At 41.6% G+C, this 23161-nt stretch carries 26 protein-coding genes and 1 pseudogene; 12 read left to right on the top strand and 15 right to left on the bottom strand.

What is annotated here, in order from left to right:
• Window positions 1-22: 22 nt before the first annotated feature.
• The 8 genes from J1C81_RS06005 to J1C81_RS05970 form a co-directional block, all read right to left on the bottom strand.
• Complete coding sequence (locus J1C81_RS06005) at window positions 23-622, bottom strand: hypothetical protein (protein WP_002900332.1); 600 nt, start codon at window positions 620-622, stop codon at window positions 23-25.
• A 60-nt stretch (window positions 623-682) separates the two neighbouring features.
• Entirely contained in the window at window positions 683-1618 is a 936-nt protein-coding gene (gene dapA / locus J1C81_RS06000; RefSeq protein WP_002912489.1) for a 4-hydroxy-tetrahydrodipicolinate synthase, read from the bottom strand.
• Window positions 1619-1700: 82 nt separating this feature from the next.
• Complete coding sequence (locus tag J1C81_RS05995) at window positions 1701-2777, bottom strand: aspartate-semialdehyde dehydrogenase (RefSeq protein WP_002915184.1); 1077 nt, start codon at window positions 2775-2777, stop codon at window positions 1701-1703.
• A gap of 522 nt (window positions 2778-3299) precedes the next feature.
• Window positions 3300-3824: a GNAT family N-acetyltransferase gene (locus J1C81_RS05990; protein WP_002915176.1), complete on the bottom strand. Its 525-nt coding sequence runs from the start codon at window positions 3822-3824 to the stop codon at window positions 3300-3302.
• Window positions 3821-4474 carry a DNA alkylation repair protein gene (locus tag J1C81_RS05985; protein WP_002915175.1) on the bottom strand — a complete coding sequence of 218 codons (654 nt, stop codon included), beginning with the start codon at window positions 4472-4474 and terminating at the stop codon, window positions 3821-3823. Before J1C81_RS05985 ends, J1C81_RS05990 begins: the two co-directional genes overlap by 4 nt.
• Before the next feature lie 3 nt (window positions 4475-4477).
• Window positions 4478-5089 (bottom strand): DUF5052 family protein, encoded by a 612-nt coding sequence (locus J1C81_RS05980; protein WP_002915174.1) that lies wholly within the window; start codon window positions 5087-5089, stop codon window positions 4478-4480.
• The gene (locus J1C81_RS05975) at window positions 5086-5619 is read right to left on the bottom strand and encodes a GNAT family N-acetyltransferase (protein WP_235787737.1); all 534 of its coding nucleotides are present in this window, start codon (window positions 5617-5619) and stop codon (window positions 5086-5088) included. Before J1C81_RS05975 ends, J1C81_RS05980 begins: the two co-directional genes overlap by 4 nt.
• Before the next feature lie 76 nt (window positions 5620-5695).
• A complete protein-coding gene (locus J1C81_RS05970; protein WP_002915172.1) occupies window positions 5696-7366 on the bottom strand; it encodes a formate--tetrahydrofolate ligase in 1671 nt (556 codons plus the stop codon).
• 213 nt (window positions 7367-7579) lie between these two features.
• On the opposite strand from J1C81_RS05970, the gene J1C81_RS05965 reads away from it, so the two are divergent.
• From J1C81_RS05965 to J1C81_RS05945, 5 genes are all read left to right on the top strand, one after another.
• Window positions 7580-8263, top strand: coding sequence for a phosphopantothenate--cysteine ligase (locus tag J1C81_RS05965; RefSeq protein WP_002915171.1), 684 nt, complete (start codon window positions 7580-7582; stop codon window positions 8261-8263).
• An 11-nt stretch (window positions 8264-8274) separates the two neighbouring features.
• A complete protein-coding gene (gene coaC, locus J1C81_RS05960; protein ID WP_032909717.1) occupies window positions 8275-8826 on the top strand; it encodes a phosphopantothenoylcysteine decarboxylase in 552 nt (183 codons plus the stop codon).
• A complete protein-coding gene (locus tag J1C81_RS05955; protein WP_002915168.1) occupies window positions 8810-9373 on the top strand; it encodes an ECF transporter S component in 564 nt (187 codons plus the stop codon). The genes coaC and J1C81_RS05955 overlap by 17 nt, the downstream gene beginning before the upstream one ends.
• Before the next feature lie 236 nt (window positions 9374-9609).
• The gene (locus J1C81_RS05950; RefSeq protein WP_002915167.1) at window positions 9610-11328 is read left to right on the top strand and encodes a phospho-sugar mutase; all 1719 of its coding nucleotides are present in this window, start codon (window positions 9610-9612) and stop codon (window positions 11326-11328) included.
• Between the two features lie 124 nt (window positions 11329-11452).
• On the top strand, window positions 11453-11800 hold the full coding sequence (locus tag J1C81_RS05945; protein WP_002915166.1) for a thiol reductase thioredoxin: 348 nt from the start codon (window positions 11453-11455) through the stop codon (window positions 11798-11800).
• Between the two features lie 35 nt (window positions 11801-11835).
• Here the strand turns inward: J1C81_RS05945 and mutY are convergent, their stop codons facing one another.
• The 5 genes from mutY to J1C81_RS05920 form a co-directional block, all read right to left on the bottom strand.
• Window positions 11836-13005 (bottom strand): A/G-specific adenine glycosylase, encoded by a 1170-nt coding sequence (gene mutY, locus J1C81_RS05940; RefSeq protein WP_002915165.1) that lies wholly within the window; start codon window positions 13003-13005, stop codon window positions 11836-11838.
• A 65-nt stretch (window positions 13006-13070) separates the two neighbouring features.
• Window positions 13071-14048, bottom strand: coding sequence for a phosphate acetyltransferase (pta, locus tag J1C81_RS05935; protein ID WP_002909705.1), 978 nt, complete (start codon window positions 14046-14048; stop codon window positions 13071-13073).
• Window positions 14049-14071: 23 nt separating this feature from the next.
• Window positions 14072-14959, bottom strand: coding sequence for an RluA family pseudouridine synthase (locus tag J1C81_RS05930; protein WP_002915164.1), 888 nt, complete (start codon window positions 14957-14959; stop codon window positions 14072-14074).
• Window positions 14956-15774 carry an NAD kinase gene (locus J1C81_RS05925; protein ID WP_302479835.1) on the bottom strand — a complete coding sequence of 273 codons (819 nt, stop codon included), beginning with the start codon at window positions 15772-15774 and terminating at the stop codon, window positions 14956-14958. The genes J1C81_RS05930 and J1C81_RS05925 overlap by 4 nt, the downstream gene beginning before the upstream one ends.
• Window positions 15758-16429 carry a GTP pyrophosphokinase gene (locus J1C81_RS05920; RefSeq protein WP_002915163.1) on the bottom strand — a complete coding sequence of 224 codons (672 nt, stop codon included), beginning with the start codon at window positions 16427-16429 and terminating at the stop codon, window positions 15758-15760. Before J1C81_RS05920 ends, J1C81_RS05925 begins: the two co-directional genes overlap by 17 nt.
• A gap of 95 nt (window positions 16430-16524) precedes the next feature.
• Here J1C81_RS05920 and J1C81_RS05915 point away from each other — a divergent pair, with 95 nt between their 5' ends.
• The 7 genes from J1C81_RS05915 to J1C81_RS05885 all read left to right on the top strand — a co-directional run bounded on the left by J1C81_RS05915 (window position 16525) and on the right by J1C81_RS05885 (window position 21486).
• On the top strand, window positions 16525-17088 hold the full coding sequence (locus J1C81_RS05915; RefSeq protein WP_032909803.1) for a CYTH domain-containing protein: 564 nt from the start codon (window positions 16525-16527) through the stop codon (window positions 17086-17088).
• Between the two features lie 136 nt (window positions 17089-17224).
• On the top strand, window positions 17225-18181 hold the full coding sequence (locus J1C81_RS05910; protein WP_002915154.1) for a ribose-phosphate diphosphokinase: 957 nt from the start codon (window positions 17225-17227) through the stop codon (window positions 18179-18181).
• Between the two features lie 10 nt (window positions 18182-18191).
• Window positions 18192-19304 carry a cysteine desulfurase family protein gene (locus J1C81_RS05905; RefSeq protein WP_032909802.1) on the top strand — a complete coding sequence of 371 codons (1113 nt, stop codon included), beginning with the start codon at window positions 18192-18194 and terminating at the stop codon, window positions 19302-19304.
• Between the two features lies 1 nt (window position 19305).
• Window positions 19306-19653, top strand: coding sequence for a DUF1831 domain-containing protein (locus J1C81_RS05900; protein WP_002902952.1), 348 nt, complete (start codon window positions 19306-19308; stop codon window positions 19651-19653).
• A gap of 123 nt (window positions 19654-19776) precedes the next feature.
• Window positions 19777-19998: a DUF4649 family protein gene (locus J1C81_RS05895; protein ID WP_032909716.1), complete on the top strand. Its 222-nt coding sequence runs from the start codon at window positions 19777-19779 to the stop codon at window positions 19996-19998.
• Between the two features lie 123 nt (window positions 19999-20121).
• A complete protein-coding gene (locus tag J1C81_RS05890; protein WP_002915151.1) occupies window positions 20122-20769 on the top strand; it encodes a redox-sensing transcriptional repressor Rex in 648 nt (215 codons plus the stop codon).
• A gap of 24 nt (window positions 20770-20793) precedes the next feature.
• Window positions 20794-21486 carry a gamma-glutamyl-gamma-aminobutyrate hydrolase family protein gene (locus J1C81_RS05885; RefSeq protein ID WP_002904536.1) on the top strand — a complete coding sequence of 231 codons (693 nt, stop codon included), beginning with the start codon at window positions 20794-20796 and terminating at the stop codon, window positions 21484-21486.
• 69 nt (window positions 21487-21555) lie between these two features.
• Here the strand turns inward: J1C81_RS05885 and radC are convergent, their stop codons facing one another.
• On the bottom strand, window positions 21556-22239 hold the full coding sequence (gene radC, locus J1C81_RS05880; RefSeq protein ID WP_002915150.1) for a RadC family protein: 684 nt from the start codon (window positions 22237-22239) through the stop codon (window positions 21556-21558).
• 155 nt (window positions 22240-22394) lie between these two features.
• Window positions 22395-23150, bottom strand: a pseudogene (locus tag J1C81_RS05875) (class A sortase).
• Between the last annotated feature and the right edge of the window lie 11 nt (window positions 23151-23161).

Here is a 23161-nt window from a genome sequence, read left to right as displayed (position 1 = left end):
AACTAAAATAACAAGCCAAACACTATGTATCGGATTTCTCTAATGTTATGTCCTGTCTTTTATAACGATAGTGCATTTTCCAATGATTTTCAGATACTTCTTCTAAACTCAATGTTTTGTTAATAGCCTTAAAGGACAATTTTTCTTCTTCAACTCTCTTTAAGAGCTCAACTAATAACTCTCCTCCAGCATTCAGAGAAATTAAACTATCATCCTCACTATCATATTGAAGTAAAATTTTCTTTGTTGGTTTGTGAATGATGTTATAAAGATTGAAAGCTTTATCGATTTCAAAATTTTTCTCTTTGTCAGCTACCATTGACAAACTGTGCAGCTCCAACTGACCAATTTTAAAAGCTCCAAAAAGACTGAAAACTATCCCTAACGCAGCAAGTGTTTCCCAGATGAAAGAGAAAAGTTTCAAATCCCAATCCGTTATCAGTATAAGAAGTAAATAAATAATTCCTAAAACAGATCCAAGTAAAATCAATCCTGAACCATAGCAACCTGCCTTATCACCAGTTCGGATAACTGGCTTATCATAAACTTTTTTGCCCTCAAGTTTTTCCAGTCTATGCTTATCCTTATACTCCTCAATTCGTTCACTATGTTTTTCTGTCACAATTTTCAATTCTTTCTTTATTGTTTTTATCTATGTCAATCCTAAAACTGCTGCTATCAATCAATAATCCGGTCTCAGGACACCTTTAACAGTCTCTTTGGTCGCTTGATAGTCACCATCAACCACGACCTTGATAATGCGTTTAGCATCTTCTTCGGGTGCAGGTACAAGCGGTAAGCGGGTTGGCCCAGCTGCAAATCCTAAGTAATTAAGGACTGCCTTGACAGGGGCAGGGCTTGGGTAAGAGAAAAGGGCATTGACTTTAGGGATGAATTTCCGTTGGATAGCTGCTGCTTTTCTGATGTCATTGTGCTCAATAGCGTCCAGCATTTCAAACATTTCATCACCGTTTGTGTGAGAAGCAACAGAAATAACTCCATCAGCCCCCAGATTCATAGCATGAAAGGCATCGCCATCCTCACCAGTGTAAATCAGAAACTCCTCTGGGCGATGCTCAATCAGATAGGCCATATTCGCCAGACTGGTACATTCTTTAACGCCGATAATGTTTGGATGTTCAGCCAACCTCAGCATAGTCTCAGGTGTCATCTCAACTACTACCCTTCCTGGTATATTGTAGATAATGATAGGCAGGTTTGAAGCATCCGCAATAGCTTTAAAGTGCTGATACATCCCTTCCTGAGAAGGTTTGTTGTAATAGGGTACGATGGCCAGACCAGCTGCAAAACCACCAAATTCATCTACTTCTTTGACGAATTCGATAGAATCACGCGTTTCGTTGGTACCGACACCGGCAATCAAAGGAACACGCCCTTTGACAACCTTTTGAACTGCCGCAAATAATTCCAACTCTTCATCGTGAGTCAGAGTTGGACTTTCAGCAGTTGTTCCAGCCAGCAAAATCCCATCTGTATGATGCGCCAAAAGGTGCTCAATCAAGTCTGGAATAGCTTCAAAATTGATGGAACCATCTTCATGAAAAGGTGTGATAAAAGCTGTGATGATTTTACAGTTTTTCAAATCCGCATACGCCATAAACTTACCTCTCTTTATTATACGAAAAGAGGGTTGAAAGAACGATTATTCAACCCTGTGCTGTCAAGTTTCCTTGGTCACTTTATTTTAATTCAAAAACAACTTCTGCTGTCGGACGAACTAAACCACGCTCATGCAGTGTCTCTGCGATTTGAACAGAATTCCAAGCTGCTCCTTTAAGAAGATTGTCTGAAACAACCCACATGTGGATTCCTTTTTCTGCATCAAGATCCTTACGAATTCGGCCAACAAAGGTTTCTTTCTTACCAACCGCATTGATTGCTTGCGGATAAACCTGATGAGCTACATCATCTTCCAGAACTGCACCTGGGAAAGCTGCGATTGATGCTTTTACCTGGTCAATAGGTGCAACTTCCTTAGTCTCGATGTAGACAGACTCTGAGTGAGCAGACAAAATAGGAAGACGGACACATGTCGCAGAAACAGCAATAGAATCATCTTCCATGATTTTCTTAGTTTCCTTGGTCATCTTCATCTCTTCATAAGTGTAGTCGTTATCTGTAAAGACATCAATCTGAGGTAAGGCATTAAAGGCAATAGGATAATGCTTCTTATCACCGCCACATGGAAGGATATTGGCTTCCGCATCCTTAGGATTTACACCATCATTGAGAACAGAACGTAATTGAGCTTGGGTTTCAAGAATGGCTCCCATACCTGCACCAGAAACTGCTTGATAGGTAGATACGATGATACGCTCTAACCCCCATTGCTGACGAACAGGCTCCAAAGCCACCATCATCTGAATTGTCGAGCAGTTAGGGCAAGCGATAATTCCCTTGTGCTGATCTAAGGCATGGGCGTTGACTTCTGGAACAACCAGAGGAACATCAGGATTTTGACGGAAATAAGAGGTGTTATCGACCACTACCGCTCCAGATTTAACTGCGTAAGGAGCGAATTTTGCTGAGGTAGAACCACCAGCTGAGAAGAGAGCAATATCTACACCTTCAAAAGCAGTCTCAGTCGTCTCTTCGATAGTAATATCTTGTCCCTTGAATTGGAGAACTTTACCAGCTGAACGAGCAGACGCCAGATAGCGTATTTTATCAATTGGAAGGCTAGATTCTTCCAGCATTTTAATCATTTGAGATCCAACGGCACCAGTGGCACCTACTACAGCAACTGTATATCCCATGCGATAACCTCTCTGAATTTTCAAAAAATTTTGTATTGTTAGTATTATACTATTTTTAGGAAAAAATGCAAATATTTCTGAAGAATAGAAGAATATAAGTGCGATCTTTTGATAAAACACACCAACTCAACTTCCTCCTGCGGACTCGTTTCATCAAGAGCACTAGCACTCACGACTTCGACCGTCTCAGTATCAATGTCTCTAAGCTCGGCTTCAACTAACCTTCTTTCCTCTCTAAGAGAAGTTTCAAGGTTTACAGATTTTGTTCTCACGAACAAAACTGCATCCATTGCTCTACGACTCAACTGCCTTCTGCGAAGTTGTTTCATCAAGAGCAATAGAAAAATCCCCAATCCGTAGACTGGGGATAAGGGCACTTTCGTGTGATCAGCAGGTTCACACAACTGATCAAGGTCCGCTCCTGCGTTATGACCTCCCATGCTTCAATTTGCAGAAAATCTGCATATCGACTCATCGCACGAAATATAGTTTACCTTATCTTTTTCCGTTTTGTCAAGGTATTTAATCTAAAATATAAACAAAAACTTGTCTATCTTTCCATTCTTGACCTTCTTTTTGGAATTGTTTCCGTACTCCTTCACGATAGAAATCAGCTTGCTCTAGTAATTTTTGCGAAGGGATATTCTGTAGATCAACATGTGCTTCTAAACGATGAAATCCTAGTTCGCGACTGACTTTCTTGAGTTCTTCTAACATAGCTCTGGCGTAACCCTGACGCCAAAATTGATTATGTATCGTATAGCCTATTTCCGCCCATTGGAAATCGTCTCTAGCTAGCACAAATAAATTAACCATACCTACATGTTTTCCGCTTTTTGCATCATAAATTCCCCAAATATACTGTTGGTCTTTCTCTCGAAAATCACGGTGCTTAGCCACCAAATCCGCAAACCAACTTTCTGTACAAATTGTCATATCTAAAAGTCCATCATCAAATGGTGATTGAGAAGACAGTCTATTGGAAAATCCTTCCAGCCAAACAGAGTAATCCTTCTCTTCTAGATATTTTAAATAAATCTGTTTCATAAATACTTACTTCCCTCTCGAATACTAAGGGCAACCATTTCTGCTCGATACCGTTCTATAAAATCTCTGACCCAGTCTGGATTGGTTTTGGAATAATCTCTCAGCGCCCAGCCGATGGCCTTGTTAATAAAGAATTCTGTTTGGCCTAGATTATTGACTAAAATGTTCTCTAGCAACTCTGTGTCTGTTTCCTCTTTTCGCAGCAGCTGATGATTGATAGCCAAGCGCCTCAGCCAGATATCCTCATCACAACTCCAAGCTAAAATAATCTCTTTGGTTTCTGGAAATCGAGCAATGATTGATCCAACCAAGCAGTCCAAAAAGTCAATGGTATCCCACCAAGATTTTGTTTGGGCCAGCTTTTTCAAACGTGAAAAGTCAGATGGTGTCAATAGTTTCTTGCGAATCTCCAGATAATCTAGCGCAGTGTACTGCAGTTCTCGATAGGGATTATTCCAAGCTTCATTTATAAAATTCCAGTCAATGACGGAATCAGTATGCTGTTTGAAAAAAGTCTTTGCGAGTTTCCGCCTGGCCGGAGTCTTGACTCCTAGAAACTCAAATTTATTTTTCATATAGGCTTTCATAGCAACTGCATCATCAGGGTTAGCCACAGCTTTTAACTCTTTTACCAATTCCTCTACATCCATATCTTACTCCAGCAATTCACGGTCATAAATAGTGTAGTCGCAGCGATAAATCACGAGACGCTTACCGTCAATCAGTAATTCAGAAGTTTTAGGAGCATCGGATTTATCTAGAGAGACTCGGTCGCCAGCATAGGCAGCCAACGGAGTGCCGTTTTGAGAACGAATCAGAATAACCTTTTTCTTTCCAGTAAAGTCGTTTTTAAAGGCTGAAATCATGCGATTTAGAACAGGGACAGAATGGCTATTCTCCTCAACATCTGCTGTTTTTTGATACTGGGCAAAGACATCTTTCAAGCCTTTTTCTTCCGCAATCAAGGAAGAGCCCACATGGTCAATCTCATACTTACCCAAGGTGATTTTGAGCACAGAAGAATCTTCCTTGGAATTTCCTTCCGCATCAACTGAGTCAAACTCCTCGTTACGCGAGATGGATAGTGACTTGCCCGACATCTGGTCAATAAGCTGAGAATTTTCATCATAGGTGCGAACTGTCATCTCTAAACCAATCCATTCCTCCTTGGCATTTTTAAACCAATTTTCAACGGCCTGACAGCCGCTCAAAGTCAAAAGGGCAATGCTTAGAAGAGTTATTAATAGGTGTTTCTTTTTCATCATTTACACTCCATTTCTTTTAAAAGTTTAATTGGTCCAGCTTGCTTGTCTAAGGATTTTTGTAGCCAAACAATGTCATGCCAACGCTCGAATTTATAGCCAATTTTAGGGAAATGCGCCACCTGCTGGTAGCCCCTTTTTCGATGTAAAGCCAGGCTAGCTTCATTTGGCAGAGAAATACAGGCTAGAAAATGCATATATCCCATCTGATCTAACAAGTCTTCAAGTTCATCATAAAGCTTACTGCCAACTCCTTTTCCTCTAGCATCTTGACTGACATAGACGGACAATTCCACCGCCCAATCATAGGAGGCACGCGCATAATAAGTCGAAGCATAGGCATAACCTAAAATTAAACCGTCTTCTTCTGCTACCAGATAAGGATATTTTTCCAACGTTTTTTCAATCCTATTTGCAAAATCCTCAATGGTTGGAACTTCATATTCAAAAGTGATGGCTGTATTTTCTACATAAGGCGCATAAATAGCAAGCAAGGTTGCAGCGTCTGATGGAGTTGCTAATCTAATGTTCATGTTGACTCCATATTCTACTCTCATTATTTTCACTATTATACCAAAAAAGACTCGTAAAGAGCCTTTTAAACCAAGATCAAAATAGACCAATCGCTGTGCCGTCTGCCACCACATCCATATTAAGTGCTGCAGGACGTTTTGGCAATCCTGGCATGGTCATGACATCTCCTGTCAAAGCCACGATAAAGCCCGCTCCAAGTTTTGGTACCAGTTCACGAATGGTAATTTCAAAATTTTCTGGCGCCCCCAGAGCAGCAGGATTGTCAGAGAAGCTATACTGTGTTTTGGCCATGCAGATTGGCAGCTTATCCCAGCCGTTTTTGACGATTTCTCGAATTTGAGTCTGCGCTTTTTTCTCAAAGTTCACTTTTGAACCACGATAGATTTCTCTGACAATTTTCTCTATTTTTTCTTCAATAGAAAGATCATTATCATAGAGGCGAGTGTAATGAGCAGGTTCTTCATCAATGGTTTTGACTACAGTCTCAGCCAGAGATACACCACCTTCGGCACCATCAGCCCAGACGCTAGCTAACTCAACTGGAACCTTAATTTCTGCACAAAGTTCCTTAAGCGCTGTAATTTCAGCAGCCGTGTCAGAGACAAATTCATTGATAGCTACTGCCACTGGAATACCGAACTTACGAATATTTTCAACGTGCCTCTTGAGATTAGCAAAACCAGCTCGGATCGCCTCAACATTCTCTTCTGTAAGTGCATCCTTAGCTACTCCACCATTCATCTTAAGAGCGCGCAAGGTTGCAACGATTACGACTGCATCTGGAGAAGTCGGTAAGTTTGGAGTTTTAATATCTAAGAATTTTTCAGCACCAAGATCTGCACCAAATCCTGCTTCTGTCACTGTATAATCGGCCAAGCGCAACGCTGTGCTAGTCGCTAAAACAGAGTTACAGCCATGAGCGATATTGGCAAAAGGACCGCCATGAACAAAGGCTGGTGTCCCGTAAATAGTCTGAACTAGATTTGGCTTAATCGCATCTTTCAAAACTAAAGCCAAGGCTCCTTCTACCTCAAGGTCACGAACATAGACTGGTGAGCGGTCATAGCGATAACCGATGACAATGTTAGCCAAGCGCTTTTTCAAATCTTCAATATCCGTAGCTAGGCAAAGAATCGCCATAATTTCAGATGCAACCGTAATGTCAAAACCATCTTCTCGCGGAATACCATTAACTGGACTTCCTAAGCCAACGGTCACATGGCGAAGAGCTCGGTCATTTAGGTCAACCACCCGCTTCCAGATAATACGGCGTTGATCGATTCCCAGTGCATTTCCCTGATGAAGATGATTATCGATAAGAGCTGACAGGGCATTATTGGCTGTCGTGATGGCGTGCATGTCTCCAGTAAAATGCAAGTTGATATCTTCCATCGGTAGAACCTGAGCGTGACCTCCGCCAGCTGCTCCTCCCTTGATGCCCATCACAGGCCCCAGAGATGGTTCCCGGATAGCAATCATAGTTTTCTTGCCAATTTTATTGAGCGCATCAGCTAGTCCAATTGTAATGGTAGATTTACCTTCTCCAGCAGGTGTCGGATTGATTGCCGTTACCAAAATCAGCTTGCCAACAGGATTTTTTTCAACCTCACGAATTTTATCAAAGCTGAGCTTAGCCTTGTACTTACCATATAGTTCTAAGTCATCATAGTTGATGCCGACTTTTTTCACTACATCAACAATAGGCTGCAATTCAACACTTTGAGCAATTTCAATATCTGTTTTCATCAAGAACTCCTCTGTCAATTAATATAAAGATTATAACAAAAAAGAGCAAAATCTACATGATTAAGCTCTAAAAAGATTTTAATGTTCGGGAAAAAGGAAAGTTAAGAAAATTATATTCTCTAAAATATAAGATTTCAGAGAATTATTTTCCGCTGTGACACTCTGCAATTAGAATTATTTTACTAAATTTCTTTTTTCTTGTAAAATAGTGCTATGAACATATTGATTACTTCCGGCGGGACCAGCGAGAAAATAGACCGTGTCCGCTCTATTACCAATCATTCGACAGGCCAGCTTGGCAAAATTATAGCTGAAACTTTCCTAGACAAGGGCGATCAGGTGACTCTGGTGACGACTCCCAAGGCTGTCCGCCCGGCAGCTCATCCCAATCTTACCATTGTCCAGATCGAAAATGTTGCAGAATTGCTTGAAAGCTTGGAGCCGCTCGTTCACACACATGATGTACTGATTCATGCAATGGCTGTCTCAGACTACACCCCCGTCTACATGACTGGTTTTGAAGCTGTAGCAACTAGCCCTGATATAAATGAATTTCTGAATAAGACTAACTCAGAAAGCAAGATTTCTTCTCAGGATGATGTTCAAGTTCTTTTTCTCAAACAGACACCTAAAATCATCAGCTTGGTAAAAAAATGGAAGCCAGACATTCGCTTGATTGGCTTCAAACTCTTGGTTGATGTTTCTAACGAAGAGTTACTCGAGACTGCACGAGCCAGTCTCATAATAAATCAGGCAGAAATCATCGTTGCCAATGATTTGATAGAGATTTCTAACCATGGGCACAAAGCCTATCTTGTCGGAAATGATACTGTAACCCGAGCTCAATCCAAAGAAGAAATTGCTCAGCTCCTCTACCTGCATATCCACAGTCCATAAGGAGGTAAATGATGACAAAGATTACCTTAGCCGTCAGCGGCAGCATATCATCTTACAAGGCTGCTGACATCACCAGTCGTCTAAAGAAAGAAAACTTTGAAGTTGCTATCCTCATGACAGAGGCAGCGACAGAATTTATCACACCACTGACCCTGCAAGTCTTGTCGCAAAGACCAGTTGCAATTGATATTATGCAAGAACCTGACCCTAGCAAGGTCAATCACATTGACATCGCTAAAGAGTCTGACCTCTTTTTGCTTGCGCCAGCTACAGCCAATACCATCGCTAAATTAGCCAATGGTTTAGCTGACAATATGGTGACAGCTACTGCCCTGGCTCTGCCACCTCATACGAAGAAAGTTTTGGCTCCAGCTATGAACACTAAGATGTTTGAAAATCCACTAACTCAGCACAATTTGGAGCGTCTGCAGCTTTTTGGATGGAAGATTATCCAACCGCGTGAAGCCGTTCTAGCCTGTGGCGATCAGGGGACAGGTGCTCTAGCTGAAATTGATACGATTATTAATACAGTAAAGGAACTTATTTATGAAAAAACAGTCTAAAATTGCTCAAATTGCTATTTTCTTTGCCATTATGTTGGTACTGCACCTGCTCAGCTCGGTTATTTTCAACTTACTTCCAGTACCGATTAAACCTACGATTATTCACATCCCAGTGATTATCGCCAGTATCCTCTATGGCCCTAAAGTCGGAGCTGTTCTAGGCGGCCTTATGGGATGTATCAGCGTTGTTACCAATACCTTGGTACTGCTGCCAACCAGCTATCTCTTTAGCCCTTTTGTGCCAAATGGAAGCCTTTCTTCGCTTCTTGTTGCCATGGTGCCTCGCATTCTCATCGGTATCACTCCTTATTTCGTATATAAAGCAATGAAAAATAAGGTCGGCTTGATTATAGCTGGTTCCGTAGGTTCTGCTACCAATACCATCTTCGTCTTGGGCGGTATCTTCTTTCTCTTTGCAAATGTATACCAAGGTGATATCAAAGCACTTCTGGCTGTGATTCTATCAGCAAATTCCATTGCCGAGTTAATCATTTCTGCGATTTTGACAGCAACTATCATTCCAGCGCTTGAAAAAGCCAAAAAATGATGATGATTTAGTTTTCTGGACCAAGCCTTGCTTTGGTCTTTTTTATACTGCAATTCAGCTCTAATATTCTGAAATCCTTGAAACAATGTCTTGAAAAGTATTTCATCGTTTTCTAGGTAACCTCTTTCAAAATTTATGAAAATATGCTACAATGTAAGCGATTAAGAAAATTTAAGAGCAGGAATTTTTACTAAAATTTCCCACTCTTCATTTCAAAAATAAAGGAGACTCCACCTATGACTTATCAAGAGAACTTCAAAAAATGGCTTGATTATGCTGAACTTCCTGACTATCTTCGTGAAGACTTGAATAGTATGGACGAAAAAACTAAGGAAGATGCCTTTTACACCAATCTTGAGTTTGGTACTGCTGGTATGCGTGGTTTGATTGGCGCTGGTACCAATCGTATTAATATTTATGTTGTCCGTCAGGCAACCGAAGGTTTGGCTCGCTTGATTGAAGAAAAAGGTGATGAGTTCAAAAAACGCGGTGTCGCGATTGCTTACGACTCCCGTCATTTCTCACCAGAATTTGCCTTTGAATCTGCTGCTGTTTTAGCAAAACACGGCATCAAGTCCTATGTTTTTGAAAGCCTGCGCCCAACTCCAGAACTTTCATTTGCGGTACGTCATTTAGGAACTTTTGCTGGTATCATGATTACGGCCAGCCACAACCCTGCTCCATTTAACGGCTACAAGGTATATGGTGAAGACGGCGGACAAATGCCTCCGCATGATGCAGATGCATTGACTAACTACATCCGTGCTATTGAAAATCCTTTTGCTATTGAGGTAGCTGACGTTGAAGCTGAAAAAGCTTCTGGTTTGATTGAAGTGATTGGCGATGCTATTGATGCTGAATACCTCAAGGAAGTTAAAGATGTCAATATCAACCAAAAACTGATTGATGAATACGGCAAGGACATGAAGATTGTCTACACTCCTCTGCACGGTACTGGTGAAATGCTAGCTCGCCGCGCTTTGGCTCAAGCTGGATTTGATTCTGTTGAAGTTGTTGAAGCGCAGGCTGTAGCTGATCCAGACTTCTCTACTGTTAAGTCTCCAAACCCTGAAAGCCAAGCAGCCTTTGCCTTAGCTGAGGAATTAGGCCGTAAAGTTGGTGCAGATGTTTTGGTCGCAACTGACCCAGATGCTGACCGTGTCGGTGTTGAAGTTCTGCAAAAAGACGGAAGCTACCTCAACCTTTCAGGTAACCAAATCGGAGCCATTATGGCTAAATACATCTTGGAAGCTCATAAGAGTGCTGGAACTCTGCCAGCTAACGCAGCTCTCTGCAAGTCTATCGTTTCTACTGACTTGGTGACCAAGATTGCTGAAAGTTATGGCGCAACCATGTTTAATGTCTTGACCGGTTTCAAATTTATCGCTGAAAAGATTCAAGAATTCGAAGAAAAGCACAACCACACCTACATGATGGGATTTGAAGAAAGCTTCGGCTATCTGATCAAGCCGTTTGTACGTGATAAAGACGCTATCCAAGCTGTTCTGGTTGTAGCTGAGCTAGCTGCCTACTACCGCTCACGTGGCTTGACTCTGGCTGACGGTATTGAAGAAATCTACAAAGAGTACGGTTACTTTGCTGAAAAGACTATCTCTGTAACCTTGTCTGGTGTTGATGGAGCTGAGCAAATCAAGGCTATCATGGCTAAGTTCCGTGACAATGCTCCGAAAGAATTCAACGCTACTGCTATTTCTGTTACTGAAGACTTTAAGGCTCAGACTTCTACCGCCGCAGACGGTACTGTTACAGCTCTGACGACTCCTCCAAGCGACGTGCTCAAATACACCTTGGCTGACGGTTCATGGATTGCTGTTCGTCCATCCGGAACAGAACCAAAAATCAAGTTCTACATTGCAGTGGTTGGTGACAGCAATGAAGATGCCCAAGCAAAAATTGCTGCTATTGAAGTAGAAATTAATGCCTTTATCAAGTAAAATAACACTATCAACCAATCAACCAGAGGATGAATTTCACATTCTCTGGTTTTTCGTTTCCAAATCAAGCATTTTTCTGCTTTTTATGGCATACTAGTTTTATCAAAAGAAATGAGGATTATTTATGGAACAATTTGCTCAAAATATTAAAGACCTTGAAGTCACAACTGTTGACCGCGCTCGTCAAGCGATTGCTGATAAAGAAACTGCAACTTTCTTCGTTGGTCGTAAAACTTGCCCTTACTGCCGTAAATTCGCTGCTACTCTTGCTGGCGTTGTCGCTGATACCAAGGCACATATTTTCTTTATCAATAGCGAAGAAGCCAGCGAATTAGAGAAACTGCAAGCCTTCCGCTCTGAATACAGCATTCCGACGGTTCCTGGTTTTGTTCATGTTCAAGACGGCCATGTATCTGTTCGTTGTGATTCTTCTATGACTGCGGATGAGATTAAAGCTTTTGCAAACTTGTAAAATTGATTCAAAAAAAATCTGAGACCAAATTAGTCTCAGATTTTTTCTTTATTTCTAACATCTTGAAAAGCCTCCCACATCTTCTGCTGGGGTTTGGCAAAAGGGTAATTGCCAAAGTCTCCTGGATGAAGCCACAAGACCTCTCCATCAGCTGCGTGCTGGCTATTTTTAACACGGCCATAAGCTAACTGGATATGCCACTTGCGATGACTGAAAACATGCTGCACTTTTGAAAAGGACTCTTGCTGCCAGTCAACAATCAAATCATAATCCTGCTCAAAGCTTTCTTGAGGAGACAAATACAGAATTGGCTGATTTTCTGCCACCTCAAAGAGGGACATCTGATTTTCAGTTTGAAATTCCTCGATTTCAATCAAGGGAAAATGCCAAAAACCTGATAACAAGCCAGCAGCCTCATTCTTTTCAAGCAAGAACTGTCCCTGTTCATTTTCGATAATCAAGCCTTGCAGATAGACTGGAACTGGCTTCTTTTTAGGTGCTTTGATTGGATATTTATCCATAGTTCCGTGCAAATAAGCTGCGCTGAACTCTTTTACAGGACTGTCTTCTGGATGAGGATTAACAGGGGCTTCGATATCTGACCCCAGATCCATCAGTGCCTGATTGAAATCTCCGGGTCTGCCTGGATCAATCAGAATCTCCATCATAGCCTGAAATACCTTTCGATTGCTGGGGTGACCGATATCCAAATCAACTTCAAACAAGCGACTCAGCACCCGCATGACATTGCCATCCACCGCCGGCTCAGCTAGACCAAAGGCGATACTAGCAATGGCACCAGCTGTATAAGGTCCAATCCCTTTGAGGCTAGCAATTCCTTCATAGCTATCAGGAAATTTTCCAACGAAATCCGTCATTATCTGCTGGGCTGCTTTTTGCATATTTCTCACCCGTGAATAATACCCCAGCCCTTCCCAAGCCTTGAGGAGTCTATCCTCTGGCGCCTGCGCTAAATCAGCTACAGTCGGAAACCAGTCAAGAAAGCGCTCATAGTAAGGAATCACCGTATCCACCCGAGTCTGCTGCAGCATAATCTCAGAAACCCAGATATGATAAGGATTATTTGTTCTGCGCCAAGGCAGGTCACGTTTGTTTTCATCATACCAAGTTAATAATTTCTCTCTAAAAGAGGCAATTTTATCTGCCTCCCACATCTCAATTCCGTATTCTTTCAAATCTAACATAAATCTAGTATAGCATAAGGCAAGAAAAATAGGAGAGCTTATGCCCTCCAATTGTTTCCTATCGTTTAATAATGACCAACAGCCTGACTGGCTGTAATCAAAGTCAGCTTGTATACGTCATCCGCATTACAGCCTCGAGAAAGGTCGTTAACTGGATGGTTAAGGCCCTGCAAGATAGGACCTACTGCTGAAAATCCGCCCAAACGCTCTGCCATTTTGTAGCTGATATTCCCAGCTTCGATACTTGGGAAGACAAAGACAGTCGCTTGACCGGCCACAGGGCTGCCAGGTGCTTTCAGTTCAGCTGTTGCAGGGACAAAAGCTGCATCAAACTGTAATTCACCATCGATAACCAAGTCTGGACGCATTTCCCGAGCTAGCTTAGTTGCCTCTACGACCTTATCAACCTTCTCTCCGAAACCAGAGCCCTTGGTCGAATAGCTGAGCATAGCAACTTTTGGATCGATACCAAAAATCTGTGCTGTTAGGGCTGAGTTAACAGCAATCTCTGCCAAGATATTGGCATCTGGATCGATATTGATGGCACAGTCACTGAAAATATAGCGTTCGTCATCACGCACCATAAGGAAGGCTCCTGAAGTGCGAGAAACCCAAGGCAGAGTCTTGATAATTTGTAGAGCCGGTCGAACAGTCGCTGCAGTGGAGTGAATCGCGCCAGATACCATTCCTTGGACTTTACCAAGATAAACCAACATAACACCAAAGTAGTTAACGTCTTCCTTTAGCAACTGACGTGCTTCATCTGCAGTGATTTTCCCTTTACGGCGTTCAACGAAAGCTTCTACCAGTTCTTCAAAGCAAGAACAGTTTGAAGGATCAATAACCTGATATCCTTCTTTTACTCCCTCAATTTCCAGATAAATGCGGATTTTATCAGGATTCCCTAAAAGAACTGGAGTAATATCGGTTTCTTTCACTAAGCGTTTAGTTGCTTGCAAAATCCGTGGCTCCTCACCCTCTGGCAAGACAATCTTTACTTCCTTATCCTTCAAGGCTTCACGAATTGAATCAAAAATTTTCATGTTTCTTAAAACTCCTTTATCTCTTATTCTTTTAATTTCTCAATAACTTGTTTAAAATCTTCTGGCAAAGGACTGGCACGCTCAACTTCCTGACCACTAAAAGGATTATAAAATTTCAAAGAATGACAATGTAAAGCCTGACGCTCTATTCCGTGTTCCAAACTCCCACCATAAAGGTCGTCACCCAAAAGCGGAAAGCCAATATGTGAAAAGTGAACGCGGATTTGATGAGTCCGCCCAGTATGCAGATGAATATCCACTAGATAGACATCTCCAAATCGCTCTATGACCTTGTAACTGGTATGAGCGTACTTGCCATCCTCTGTCACGCGCCTCGTAATGATACTCTCAGGATTGCGTCCAATCGGAGCAATAATCTCACCTTGCTCTTCTAAGTCACCAGTCCCCCGAACTAGAGCGTAATAGCGCTTTTCTATCAGCTTCTTCTGCAACTGTTTGTCCAATCTGGCATGAGCATAGCCATGCTTGGCAAAGAGCATGAGCCCACTTGTATCCTTATCCAGACGCGTCACGATATGCACCTGCTGGTTTTCATAGGCATGACGAATATAGTAAGCCTTAACAAAGTTTGCCATAGTATTGGAATGATTAACACTGGGAATACTGGCCACCCCTGCCGGTTTATCCAAAACCAAGAAATGCTCATCCTCGTAGACGACAGACAAGTCCTTATCAACAGCTTTCAGACTCTCAAATCCTTTTTCAGAAGGAATGTCAATCGTCACTTTATCGCCAATATCCAAGAGATAAATAGCGTTCTGAGGCTGATGGTTGACAAGAATGTTTCCGCCGGAAAATTTTATCTTTGCCAAGAGGCCTTTGGAAATTTCGTGTCGCTTCAAAAAAGTCTTTACCTTGACATGCTCATCAGCAATAAACTCAAACCTCATTCCCGGCACTCCCCAATAAAGGAGTCTCTGACACGGTTCCAAAAGCTGGTATGGCTTGGCGAAGCCACAAAATGTATCTTATGATTGTCAATCTGGTACTCAATACGGACAATGTTTTTAAAAGAGAAAGTCTGATTATCAACTGCGATAGTATGATAGTCACTGCGGGTCGGCACTAACTCAATCTTATCCTTTTTGGGAACAATGACCGACGAGCCCAACGTCCGATAAACCCGATTGTTTAGACTGGCAATCTCTGTCACCTGCAAGGCTTCGATTGTCGGATGCAATACCGCTCCACCTAGAGATTTGTTATAGGCTGTACTGCCTGTCGGAGTAGAAACGGAAATCCCATCTCCTCGGAAACGCTCGAAATGAACCCGATTGATAATGACATCAGCTACCATAGTCCGATCCGAACGCTTGATTGTTGCTTCGTTCAAAGCACGAATGGTGCGTGTATCACCATTTTCAAAAGTGATTTTCACATTTAAAATTGGATAAGAAACCTGAGCGCCAGTATCCAGTTTAAGATTTTCGACCAGCTTATCCAATTCAAAATCACGGTAGTCTGTATAAAAGCCGAGATGCCCTGTATGCACACCGACAAAGCGGACCCGATCCAGCTGTTCTTCATACATATGAAAAGCTGATAGCAGCATGCCATCACCACCCACCGAAATCACGATGTCGGGATTCTTAGGAGTTAAAATAAAGCCATTCTGTTTCAGCTTCTGCTTCAAATCCTGATAAACTTGTTCACTCTGTCTTTTCCGATTGCGGATAATCGCTATTTTTTTATCTGTATTCTTCATCTGAATCATCACTATTTCCCACACCGTCATTCAACTTGCGGTGAAGAGGATCAAAGAGAGCCTGCGCCTCCTGGATAGCATCACGGATTTCTCCCATCTCCTCATCCAGCTGATAGGCAAGATTAGCTGTGGTTTCCAAGCGGCATTTGATTTCCTCGGGAAATTCTCCTTTATACTTGTAATTCAAAGAATGCTCAATCGTAGCCCAAAAATTCATCGAAAGGGTGCGAATCTGAATCTCAGCCAGAATAAGCCTATGACCATTAATCGTATCAACTGGATATTCTACAATCACATGGTAACTCCGATAGCCACTGGCTTTTTTGTTTTTGATGTAATCCCTTTCCTGGACAATACGCATATCAGTCCGATTTCGCAGGACTTCTAAAACTTCATCAACATCATCGACAAACTGGACCATGACCCGTAAGCCAGCGATATCCTGCATCTCCTGCTCGATATTTTCCTCGCGAATGCCTCGCAGAATCATCTTTTCTTTAATGCTCTCAATCGGCTTAACACGTCCGGTCACAAACTCAATCGGAGAATGACGTTGCTGCTTGCGGTATTGCTTTCGCACTCCACGCAACTTAATTTTCAGCTCTCCAACCGCTTGAATATAGGGGTCTAAAAACTCTTCCCATTCTATTGTCATACACTTACCTTGTCATATCATTATTTTTTGTATAAAATAAACACAACTGTTATTATAACATAAATCGCTTTCAAAAAAAAGAAAAGGATATGAAAATGAATCACTTAGAAATTGAATTCAAAACCATGCTGACCAAGGAAGAGCACGACCGTCTGCTCCAATTATTTGCTGATATTTCGCCTATTAGCCAGACCAACTACTACATCGAGTCAGATCAGCAGAGTATCCGACACGCCCACATGGCTTTTCGAGTACGAACTTTTAACCATCGCGAAGATGAGCTGACGCTCAAGATTCCTCAAGAAGTCGGAGCCTTGGAACTCAATCAGAACTTGACACCAGAAGAAACTGAAAATATTTTGCAGAACAATGAATTTCCTACGGGAGAGATTTTAGAGACGCTGCTTCAAAAAGGACTTCCCGTTCAAGACTTTAAAGTTTTAGGCTCTCTAGAGACTATCCGCTATGAAAAAGAAGACGAAATCGGTCTGCTTGCTCTGGATGAGAGTCACTACTTGGGCAAAACAGACTTCGAACTCGAAGTCGAAGTTGAAGATTTCGAAAAAGGAAAAGAAAATTTCCTCAACTTCCTAAAACAGCACTGCATCGACTACAAACCTAGTAAGAGCAAGATAGCAAGATTTTCTGAAAACTTGTAAATCAACGACCACAAAATAGCTGAAATAATCTAATTTTTTTGGTAAAATAAAAGGTAGCAATCTAAAGACTATTGAAATATAAATTTCATGGAGCATTAGATTATAGAAATGACACAAAAAGAGGACGGTCCAACTCATGTCAGATAAAAAAAATATGAAGCTTTTTTCCCTCAACTCCAATCATTCCATAGCTGAAAAAATCGCTGTGGCTGCTGGGGTTCCTTTGGGAAAACTTTCCTCCCGCCAATTCTCGGACGGCGAGATTCAGATTAACATTGAAGAAAGTGTCCGTGGCTATGATATATACATCATTCAGTCTACTAGCTTCCCTGTCAATAATCACTTGATGGAACTCTTGATTATGGTGGATGCCTGCAAGCGTGCAAGTGCCAACACGATTAATGTTGTGATGCCTTATTTTGGTTATGCCCGTCAGGATCGGACTGCTGCCCCTCGCGAGCCAATCACAGCTAAACTGGTTGCCAACATGCTTGTTGGAGCTGGAGTAGATCGTGTGATTTCTCTGGATCTTCATGCCGTGCAGGTCCAAGGATTCTTTGATATCCCAGTTGATAACCTCTTCACTATCCCACTCTTTGCCAAACACTACTGCAACATGGGGCTTACTGGCGATGATGTCGTTGTCGTCAGCCCTAAAAACTCTGGTGTAAAACGCGCACGCAATCTGGCTGAATATCTGGATGCTCCTATCGCTATCATTGATTATGGCGAAGATGAGGCGGGTCGCTCTGAGGGATATATCATTGGAGATGTCGAGGGCAAGAAAGCTATTCTTATTGACGACATTTTAAATACCGGTCGGACTTTCTCTGAAGCAGCTAAAATTGTCTGTCGCGAAGGCGCAGTCGAAATCTATGCTGTATCCAGTCATGGTCTCTTTGCGGATAAAGCTGCGGAATTGCTTGATAATTCTCCTATCAGGGAAATTCTTGTAACTGACTCTGTTGATACCAAAGAAAAAACACCTAAGAATCTCCACTACATTACAGCTAGTGAACTGATTGGTGATGCTATTGTCCGCATTCAAGAGAGGAAACCAGTCAGCCCACTCTTTGCCTATCAAAAGAAATAAGGTAACCGGAGTGATTTATTTAGATAATGCCGCTACAACTGCTTTGTCGCCCGCTGCAATCCAAGCAATGACCAATACGATGACTGTCTTTGGGAATCCTTCCAGTACGCATAGTCATGGCCGAGAAGCTAGTAAACTGCTCAGACAGGCGCGTGAGGATATTGCTCAAGCTCTGCATACTCAAAGCAATAAGATTATTTTTACTTCAGGCGGTACTGAAAGCAACAATACTACTATCAAAGGCTATGCCCTTCGTCACCAGAACCGAGGGAAGCATATTGTCACCACTGCTATTGAACACCATGCTGTCTTAGAAGTGGTGGAGTACTTAGTAGACAAATTCGGCTTTGAAGCTACTTTTGTTCAGCCGGTGGATGGTCAGATTCGAGCGGAGGATATTAAAAAGGCTCTTAGACCTGACACTATTCTTGTATCTGTCATGGCAGTTAATAACGAGACGGGTGCCATGCTCCCCATTAAGGAAATTGGTGAACTACTGCAAGAACATCCTGCTGCTTTTCACGTTGATGCTGTCCAAGCAATTGGTAAACTTCCCATCTACCCTGACGAGCTAGGGATTGACTTCCTCTCTGCTTCAGCGCATAAGTTTCATGGTCCCAAAGGCGTTGGCTTCCTCTATGCCAAGAAGATGGATTTTGACAATTTCATGCATGGTGGTGACCAGGAAGAAAAACACCGGGCCGGAACTGAAAATCTAATCTCTATCACAGGTATGGCGGCGGCTCTGTCAGATAGCACGGAACATCTTGAGGAAAATCTAGCGCATGCGCAAGACTTAAAAGACAGCTTACTTGCTGACTTATCGGACATTGACTTTTACTTAAATGAAAGTCAACCCAGCTTGCCTTACGTCATCAATTTGGGATTTCCCAATCAAAAAAATGACCTGCTTCTGCTTCAAATGGATTTAAATGGCTTTTCCATTTCAACAGGCTCAGCTTGCACAGCCGGAGCTATACAACCCAGTCATGTCCTGCAGGTTATGTATGGCAAAGATTCCAACCGCTTGCATGAGTCTATTCGAATCAGTACTTCGGACCAGACGACTCTGCAGGAGATTCAATTATTTACAAAGAAATTAAAAGAAATTTTAGGAGGATAAGATGGCCTTTCAAACATCTGTTAGCTTAGCAAACTGTGAATATACATATTCACTTCACCCAAATGTCAAGAAATTTACCTTGCGCGACAATACATTCGCTGAAAGCAAGGTTGGCAACTATGAACTCTCTCGTCTGCTGGAATCTGTTCCCAACAGCGGAAATGGTTTTCTGCTGAAAATCATCGTCAATAAAGATTTGAATGGTTTCAAAATCAATATCACTGACAAATCAGGCCTGCGCTTGGTCAATATTTTCAAATCAGAAGACCATCACATTATCCAGCAAAAATTTTATTTCTTGATGGATAGCTTGGTTGAAAGAAATATTTTTGAAAAGACACCACAATAAGCAAGATTCTCGCAATTTTGCTTTTTTGATTTAGACTCTTTAAAAAACCAAACGAGCTTGACTTCTACTTAGAACACTTGAAGAATATCAAAATGAACATTTAAACAAATGAAAGGATTAACGATGGTTGAACTGACCTATTTGGACTCATATAAGGTGCAACGAACACTCACCTACGACGACTTTGACGAATTTCTTCTAGCCTTCTCTGGCTGCGTCACGGTTCCTGACTCGCTCAAAGTACTTTCTATCACTTATAACGGACACCAGCTGCCTTTTACAGGGCTAATTGGAGACTTGTACCGCCAGATGTACCAGTTAGACCTAAGTCCTTACCAGGACTAATCCTTCGCAGTTACAACATAACATAAACTTTCACTCTTTTCTTTTTTAGTGAATCAAACACTCTTAATTAGTTGATTTTTTCACAAACTTCCTATAAAATAGAATTAGAAAGGTTGTGATTTTGTGAAAACTGAAAAAAATACTACAATTCCCCGAGCTACTGCTAAAAGGCTATCGCTCTACTATCGTATTTTTAAACGTTTTAATGCTGAGAAGATTGAAAAAGCCAACTCCAAACAAATTGCAGAAGCCATTGGTATTGACTCTGCTACTGTCAGACGAGATTTTTCTTATTTCGGTGAACTCGGCCGCAGAGGATTTGGTTACGATGTCAAGAAATTAATGAACTTTTTTGCTGACCTCTTAAACGACAATGCTATTACCAATGTCATGATTGTTGGCGTTGGTAATATGGGACGTGCTCTGCTGCACTATCGTTTTCATGAGCGCAATAAAATGAAGGTTGTAATGGCTTTTGACATAGATGACCATCCAGAAGTTGGCAACACAACCAGCGATGGGATTCCTATCTATGGAATTTCCCAAATAAAAGAAAAAATACAGTCAGGAAATGTGCAAACTGCCATCCTAACTGTACCTAGCGTGAAAGCTCAAGAAGTCGCATCTATCTTAGTTCAAGCAGGTGTCAAGGGCATTCTTTGCTTCTCACCAGTGAACCTATCCTTGCCCAAGGACGTGGTTGTCCAGTATGTTGACCTGACTAGTGAACTGCAGACTTTGCTCTACTTCATGAGAAAAAATGAACATTAATTTGAAAGAGGTATTAAACACTCTATGAGTAAACCTATTATTGGAATAACCGGAAATGAAAGAGAAATCCCAGACGATCACTTCATCCATATGAGCTATACAGCGACAGGATTCGTTGAGGGTGTCAAAGAAGTTGGCGGAATTCCAATGATTTTGCCAATCGGTGATGAAGAAATGGCTAAACAGTATGTTTCCATTGTTGATAAATTAATCATCACAGGCGGTCAGAATGTATGCCCTCAATTCTATGGTGAAGAGAAAACCATTGACAGCGATGATTATCTACTCAAACGAGATATTTTTGAATTAGCTTTAATAAAAGAAGCTCGCCGCCAAAATAAACCAATCTTCACTGTCTGCCGCGGAACCCAACTTTATAATGTAGCCCTAGGCGGTACTCTTCATCAAGATATTGAAGATCATTGGCAAGATAGCTCTGCTGAGTACACAACTCAAAGCATGGTGACCAAGAACGGCTCTATTCTGCACGAAATCTATGGCCCTGCATCTGAAATCAACTCCTTCCACCACCAAAGTATCAAGGATTTAGCGACTGGCCTAGAAGTCATCGCCTATGATCCTCGCGATAAGATTATTGAAGCCATCACTTCTACTGACGGTAGTCCTTTCCTTGGCGTCCAATGGCACCCAGAGTTCTTGTTTGGCTCCAGAGAAGGAGACTTAGCTCTGTTTGATTATGTTGTCAATATTCTTTAGAAGCCTCTATTCCTAGATAAACTTCTGTTCTACACGAATAGAAGTTTTTTTATATTCAAGTAAATCAAATTATATCATATCTGTCTCCTCTCGGTAGCTATAGTAGTTGGACTTAGACACAATCAAATGATCCAAAAGAACTAAACCCATCATCTCACATGCTTCTTTCATATGCTGAGTCACTTCATCGTCGTTTCTGCTAGGAACGACTGAGCCTGACGGATGATTGTGTACCAGTATGATAGATGTCGCCAGATGCTTAAGAGCGTAGTGGAGAATTTCTCTCGGCTCAGCAATGCTTCTGCTGACCGTCCCCATAAAAATAGTCTGCTGGTGCAGAATTTGATTTTGACTATTAAGATAAATAGCAACCAAGCACTCCTGCCTCATATCTCCCAATTCCTGCTGCATCTTCTGGGCTAATTTTTGACTGCCCATAATCTGCTCTTTTTGCAGAACCTCTGCTCGGTTAATCCGACGCCCCAATTCGATAATGGCCTGCAGCTCCACAGCCTTAATCGGACCGATTCCAGAAATAGTTTGCAATTCCTGCAAAGTTAAATACTTGAGATCGTTCAAACTGGAAATTGATGATAAAATTCTTTGAGAAACTTGAAAAACACTTTCTTTTTTGTTGCCTGTTCTGAGAAAGATTGATAGAAGCTCCTGGTTACTGAGTTTTTCAGCCCCTTCTCTCATCAAACGCTCCCGTGGCATCATGCTAATATCATCTTGAAATGAAATGCTATACATAGAAACCTCCTTACCTTATTATTCGGAAAAAGAGTCAAAATCAGCAAGAATTGATATAAAAAAACTTTTGCTCAGAACAAAATTTTAGATAAAAAAACTCCAAAAATTAGAGTTCTTCCTAACCTTTGGAGTGAAATTTTTTTAGTTTTTTGTCTTTAAATCTGCATTTGATTGTAGGACTTACTGAAAGATTCAAGAACTTCCTTAGGAGCCTTTTCATACTCAACAGAGCCTTCTAACGTTCCCTTGACAATAGTCCGGTTGGTTGCCGCAGCATCCTCACAGGTAACCAAAGTAATCTCTGTAACGCCTTCGGTATCCTCAATTAAATCCGTTCGATCCGGAGTTACCGTTTCAACACTAGTGATTACATAAGTATAGACATGCTCTTTATCAGTGATATAGATCTTCATGCCAGTCTTAGCACGATCCAGTGGGGAAAAGAGCATGTTGCTAGCCCCTGTGATGCCAAAGACATGGTGGCTAGCCAAGGCATAATTCCCCTGCCCCATCTGCTGGGTCTCTTTCATCGTACCAGCACCATAATACAATCCAGCATTATCCAGCCCTTTGAAAATCGGCAAATTCATGGATACTTCTGGAATAGAGATGCCTCAGATAACAGGCAGTTGCTGGGCTTTCCACTGAGCATTGATGACCGCTTCTGTAGAAAGCGACTCTACCTTATTAAAATCAAAACTAGTCTCAGCGTTTTTATTTTTACTAATAGAGTCTTTGGAAACCTTGCTGACCTGATATTGGTTGGTATGCCAAACCATAATCATGTTTCGGATTTGCGCATTAAAGATCAAGCCAAGGGCCACAAAAATTAATAATGTCGCAACAATATTGATAAAAATATTTCTTTTGCTTTTTTGTTTTCTTTTTCGACTTCTTTTTCCTTGTACCATAATAGAGGTCC

Origin of the sequence: Streptococcus sanguinis, assembly GCF_050225395.1 — a bacterium.
Lineage (GTDB): Bacteria > Bacillota > Bacilli > Lactobacillales > Streptococcaceae > Streptococcus.
The sequence above is the reverse complement of the archived record's forward strand: the minus strand, read 5'-3'. Positions and strand labels throughout refer to the sequence as shown.

Coding starts and splice junctions, on each gene's coding strand:
- J1C81_RS05955 (WP_002915168.1), top strand. CDS start 8,810: ATGAAAAAACAGTCTAAAATTGCTCAAATTGCTATTTTCTTTGCCATT.
- J1C81_RS05985 (WP_002915175.1), bottom strand. CDS start 4,474: ATGGATGTAGAGGAATTGGTAAAAGAGTTAAAAGCTGTGGCTAACCCT.
- J1C81_RS05915 (WP_032909803.1), top strand. CDS start 16,525: ATGAATCACTTAGAAATTGAATTCAAAACCATGCTGACCAAGGAAGAG.
- radC (WP_002915150.1), bottom strand. CDS start 22,239: ATGTATAGCATTTCATTTCAAGATGATATTAGCATGATGCCACGGGAG.
- J1C81_RS05990 (WP_002915176.1), bottom strand. CDS start 3,824: ATGAAACAGATTTATTTAAAATATCTAGAAGAGAAGGATTACTCTGTT.
- J1C81_RS05950 (WP_002915167.1), top strand. CDS start 9,610: ATGACTTATCAAGAGAACTTCAAAAAATGGCTTGATTATGCTGAACTT.
- J1C81_RS05970 (WP_002915172.1), bottom strand. CDS start 7,366: ATGAAAACAGATATTGAAATTGCTCAAAGTGTTGAATTGCAGCCTATT.
- dapA (WP_002912489.1), bottom strand. CDS start 1,618: ATGGCGTATGCGGATTTGAAAAACTGTAAAATCATCACAGCTTTTATC.
- J1C81_RS05920 (WP_002915163.1), bottom strand. CDS start 16,429: ATGACAATAGAATGGGAAGAGTTTTTAGACCCCTATATTCAAGCGGTT.
- J1C81_RS05965 (WP_002915171.1), top strand. CDS start 7,580: ATGAACATATTGATTACTTCCGGCGGGACCAGCGAGAAAATAGACCGT.
- coaC (WP_032909717.1), top strand. CDS start 8,275: ATGACAAAGATTACCTTAGCCGTCAGCGGCAGCATATCATCTTACAAG.
- J1C81_RS05900 (WP_002902952.1), top strand. CDS start 19,306: ATGGCCTTTCAAACATCTGTTAGCTTAGCAAACTGTGAATATACATAT.
- J1C81_RS05980 (WP_002915174.1), bottom strand. CDS start 5,089: ATGATGAAAAAGAAACACCTATTAATAACTCTTCTAAGCATTGCCCTT.
- J1C81_RS05975 (WP_235787737.1), bottom strand. CDS start 5,619: ATGAACATTAGATTAGCAACTCCATCAGACGCTGCAACCTTGCTTGCT.
- J1C81_RS05910 (WP_002915154.1), top strand. CDS start 17,225: ATGTCAGATAAAAAAAATATGAAGCTTTTTTCCCTCAACTCCAATCAT.
- pta (WP_002909705.1), bottom strand. CDS start 14,048: ATGAAAATTTTTGATTCAATTCGTGAAGCCTTGAAGGATAAGGAAGTA.
- J1C81_RS05995 (WP_002915184.1), bottom strand. CDS start 2,777: ATGGGATATACAGTTGCTGTAGTAGGTGCCACTGGTGCCGTTGGATCT.
- J1C81_RS05930 (WP_002915164.1), bottom strand. CDS start 14,959: ATGAGGTTTGAGTTTATTGCTGATGAGCATGTCAAGGTAAAGACTTTT.
- J1C81_RS05895 (WP_032909716.1), top strand. CDS start 19,777: ATGGTTGAACTGACCTATTTGGACTCATATAAGGTGCAACGAACACTC.
- J1C81_RS05925 (WP_302479835.1), bottom strand. CDS start 15,774: ATGAAGAATACAGATAAAAAAATAGCGATTATCCGCAATCGGAAAAGA.
- J1C81_RS05945 (WP_002915166.1), top strand. CDS start 11,453: ATGGAACAATTTGCTCAAAATATTAAAGACCTTGAAGTCACAACTGTT.
- mutY (WP_002915165.1), bottom strand. CDS start 13,005: ATGTTAGATTTGAAAGAATACGGAATTGAGATGTGGGAGGCAGATAAA.
- J1C81_RS05885 (WP_002904536.1), top strand. CDS start 20,794: ATGAGTAAACCTATTATTGGAATAACCGGAAATGAAAGAGAAATCCCA.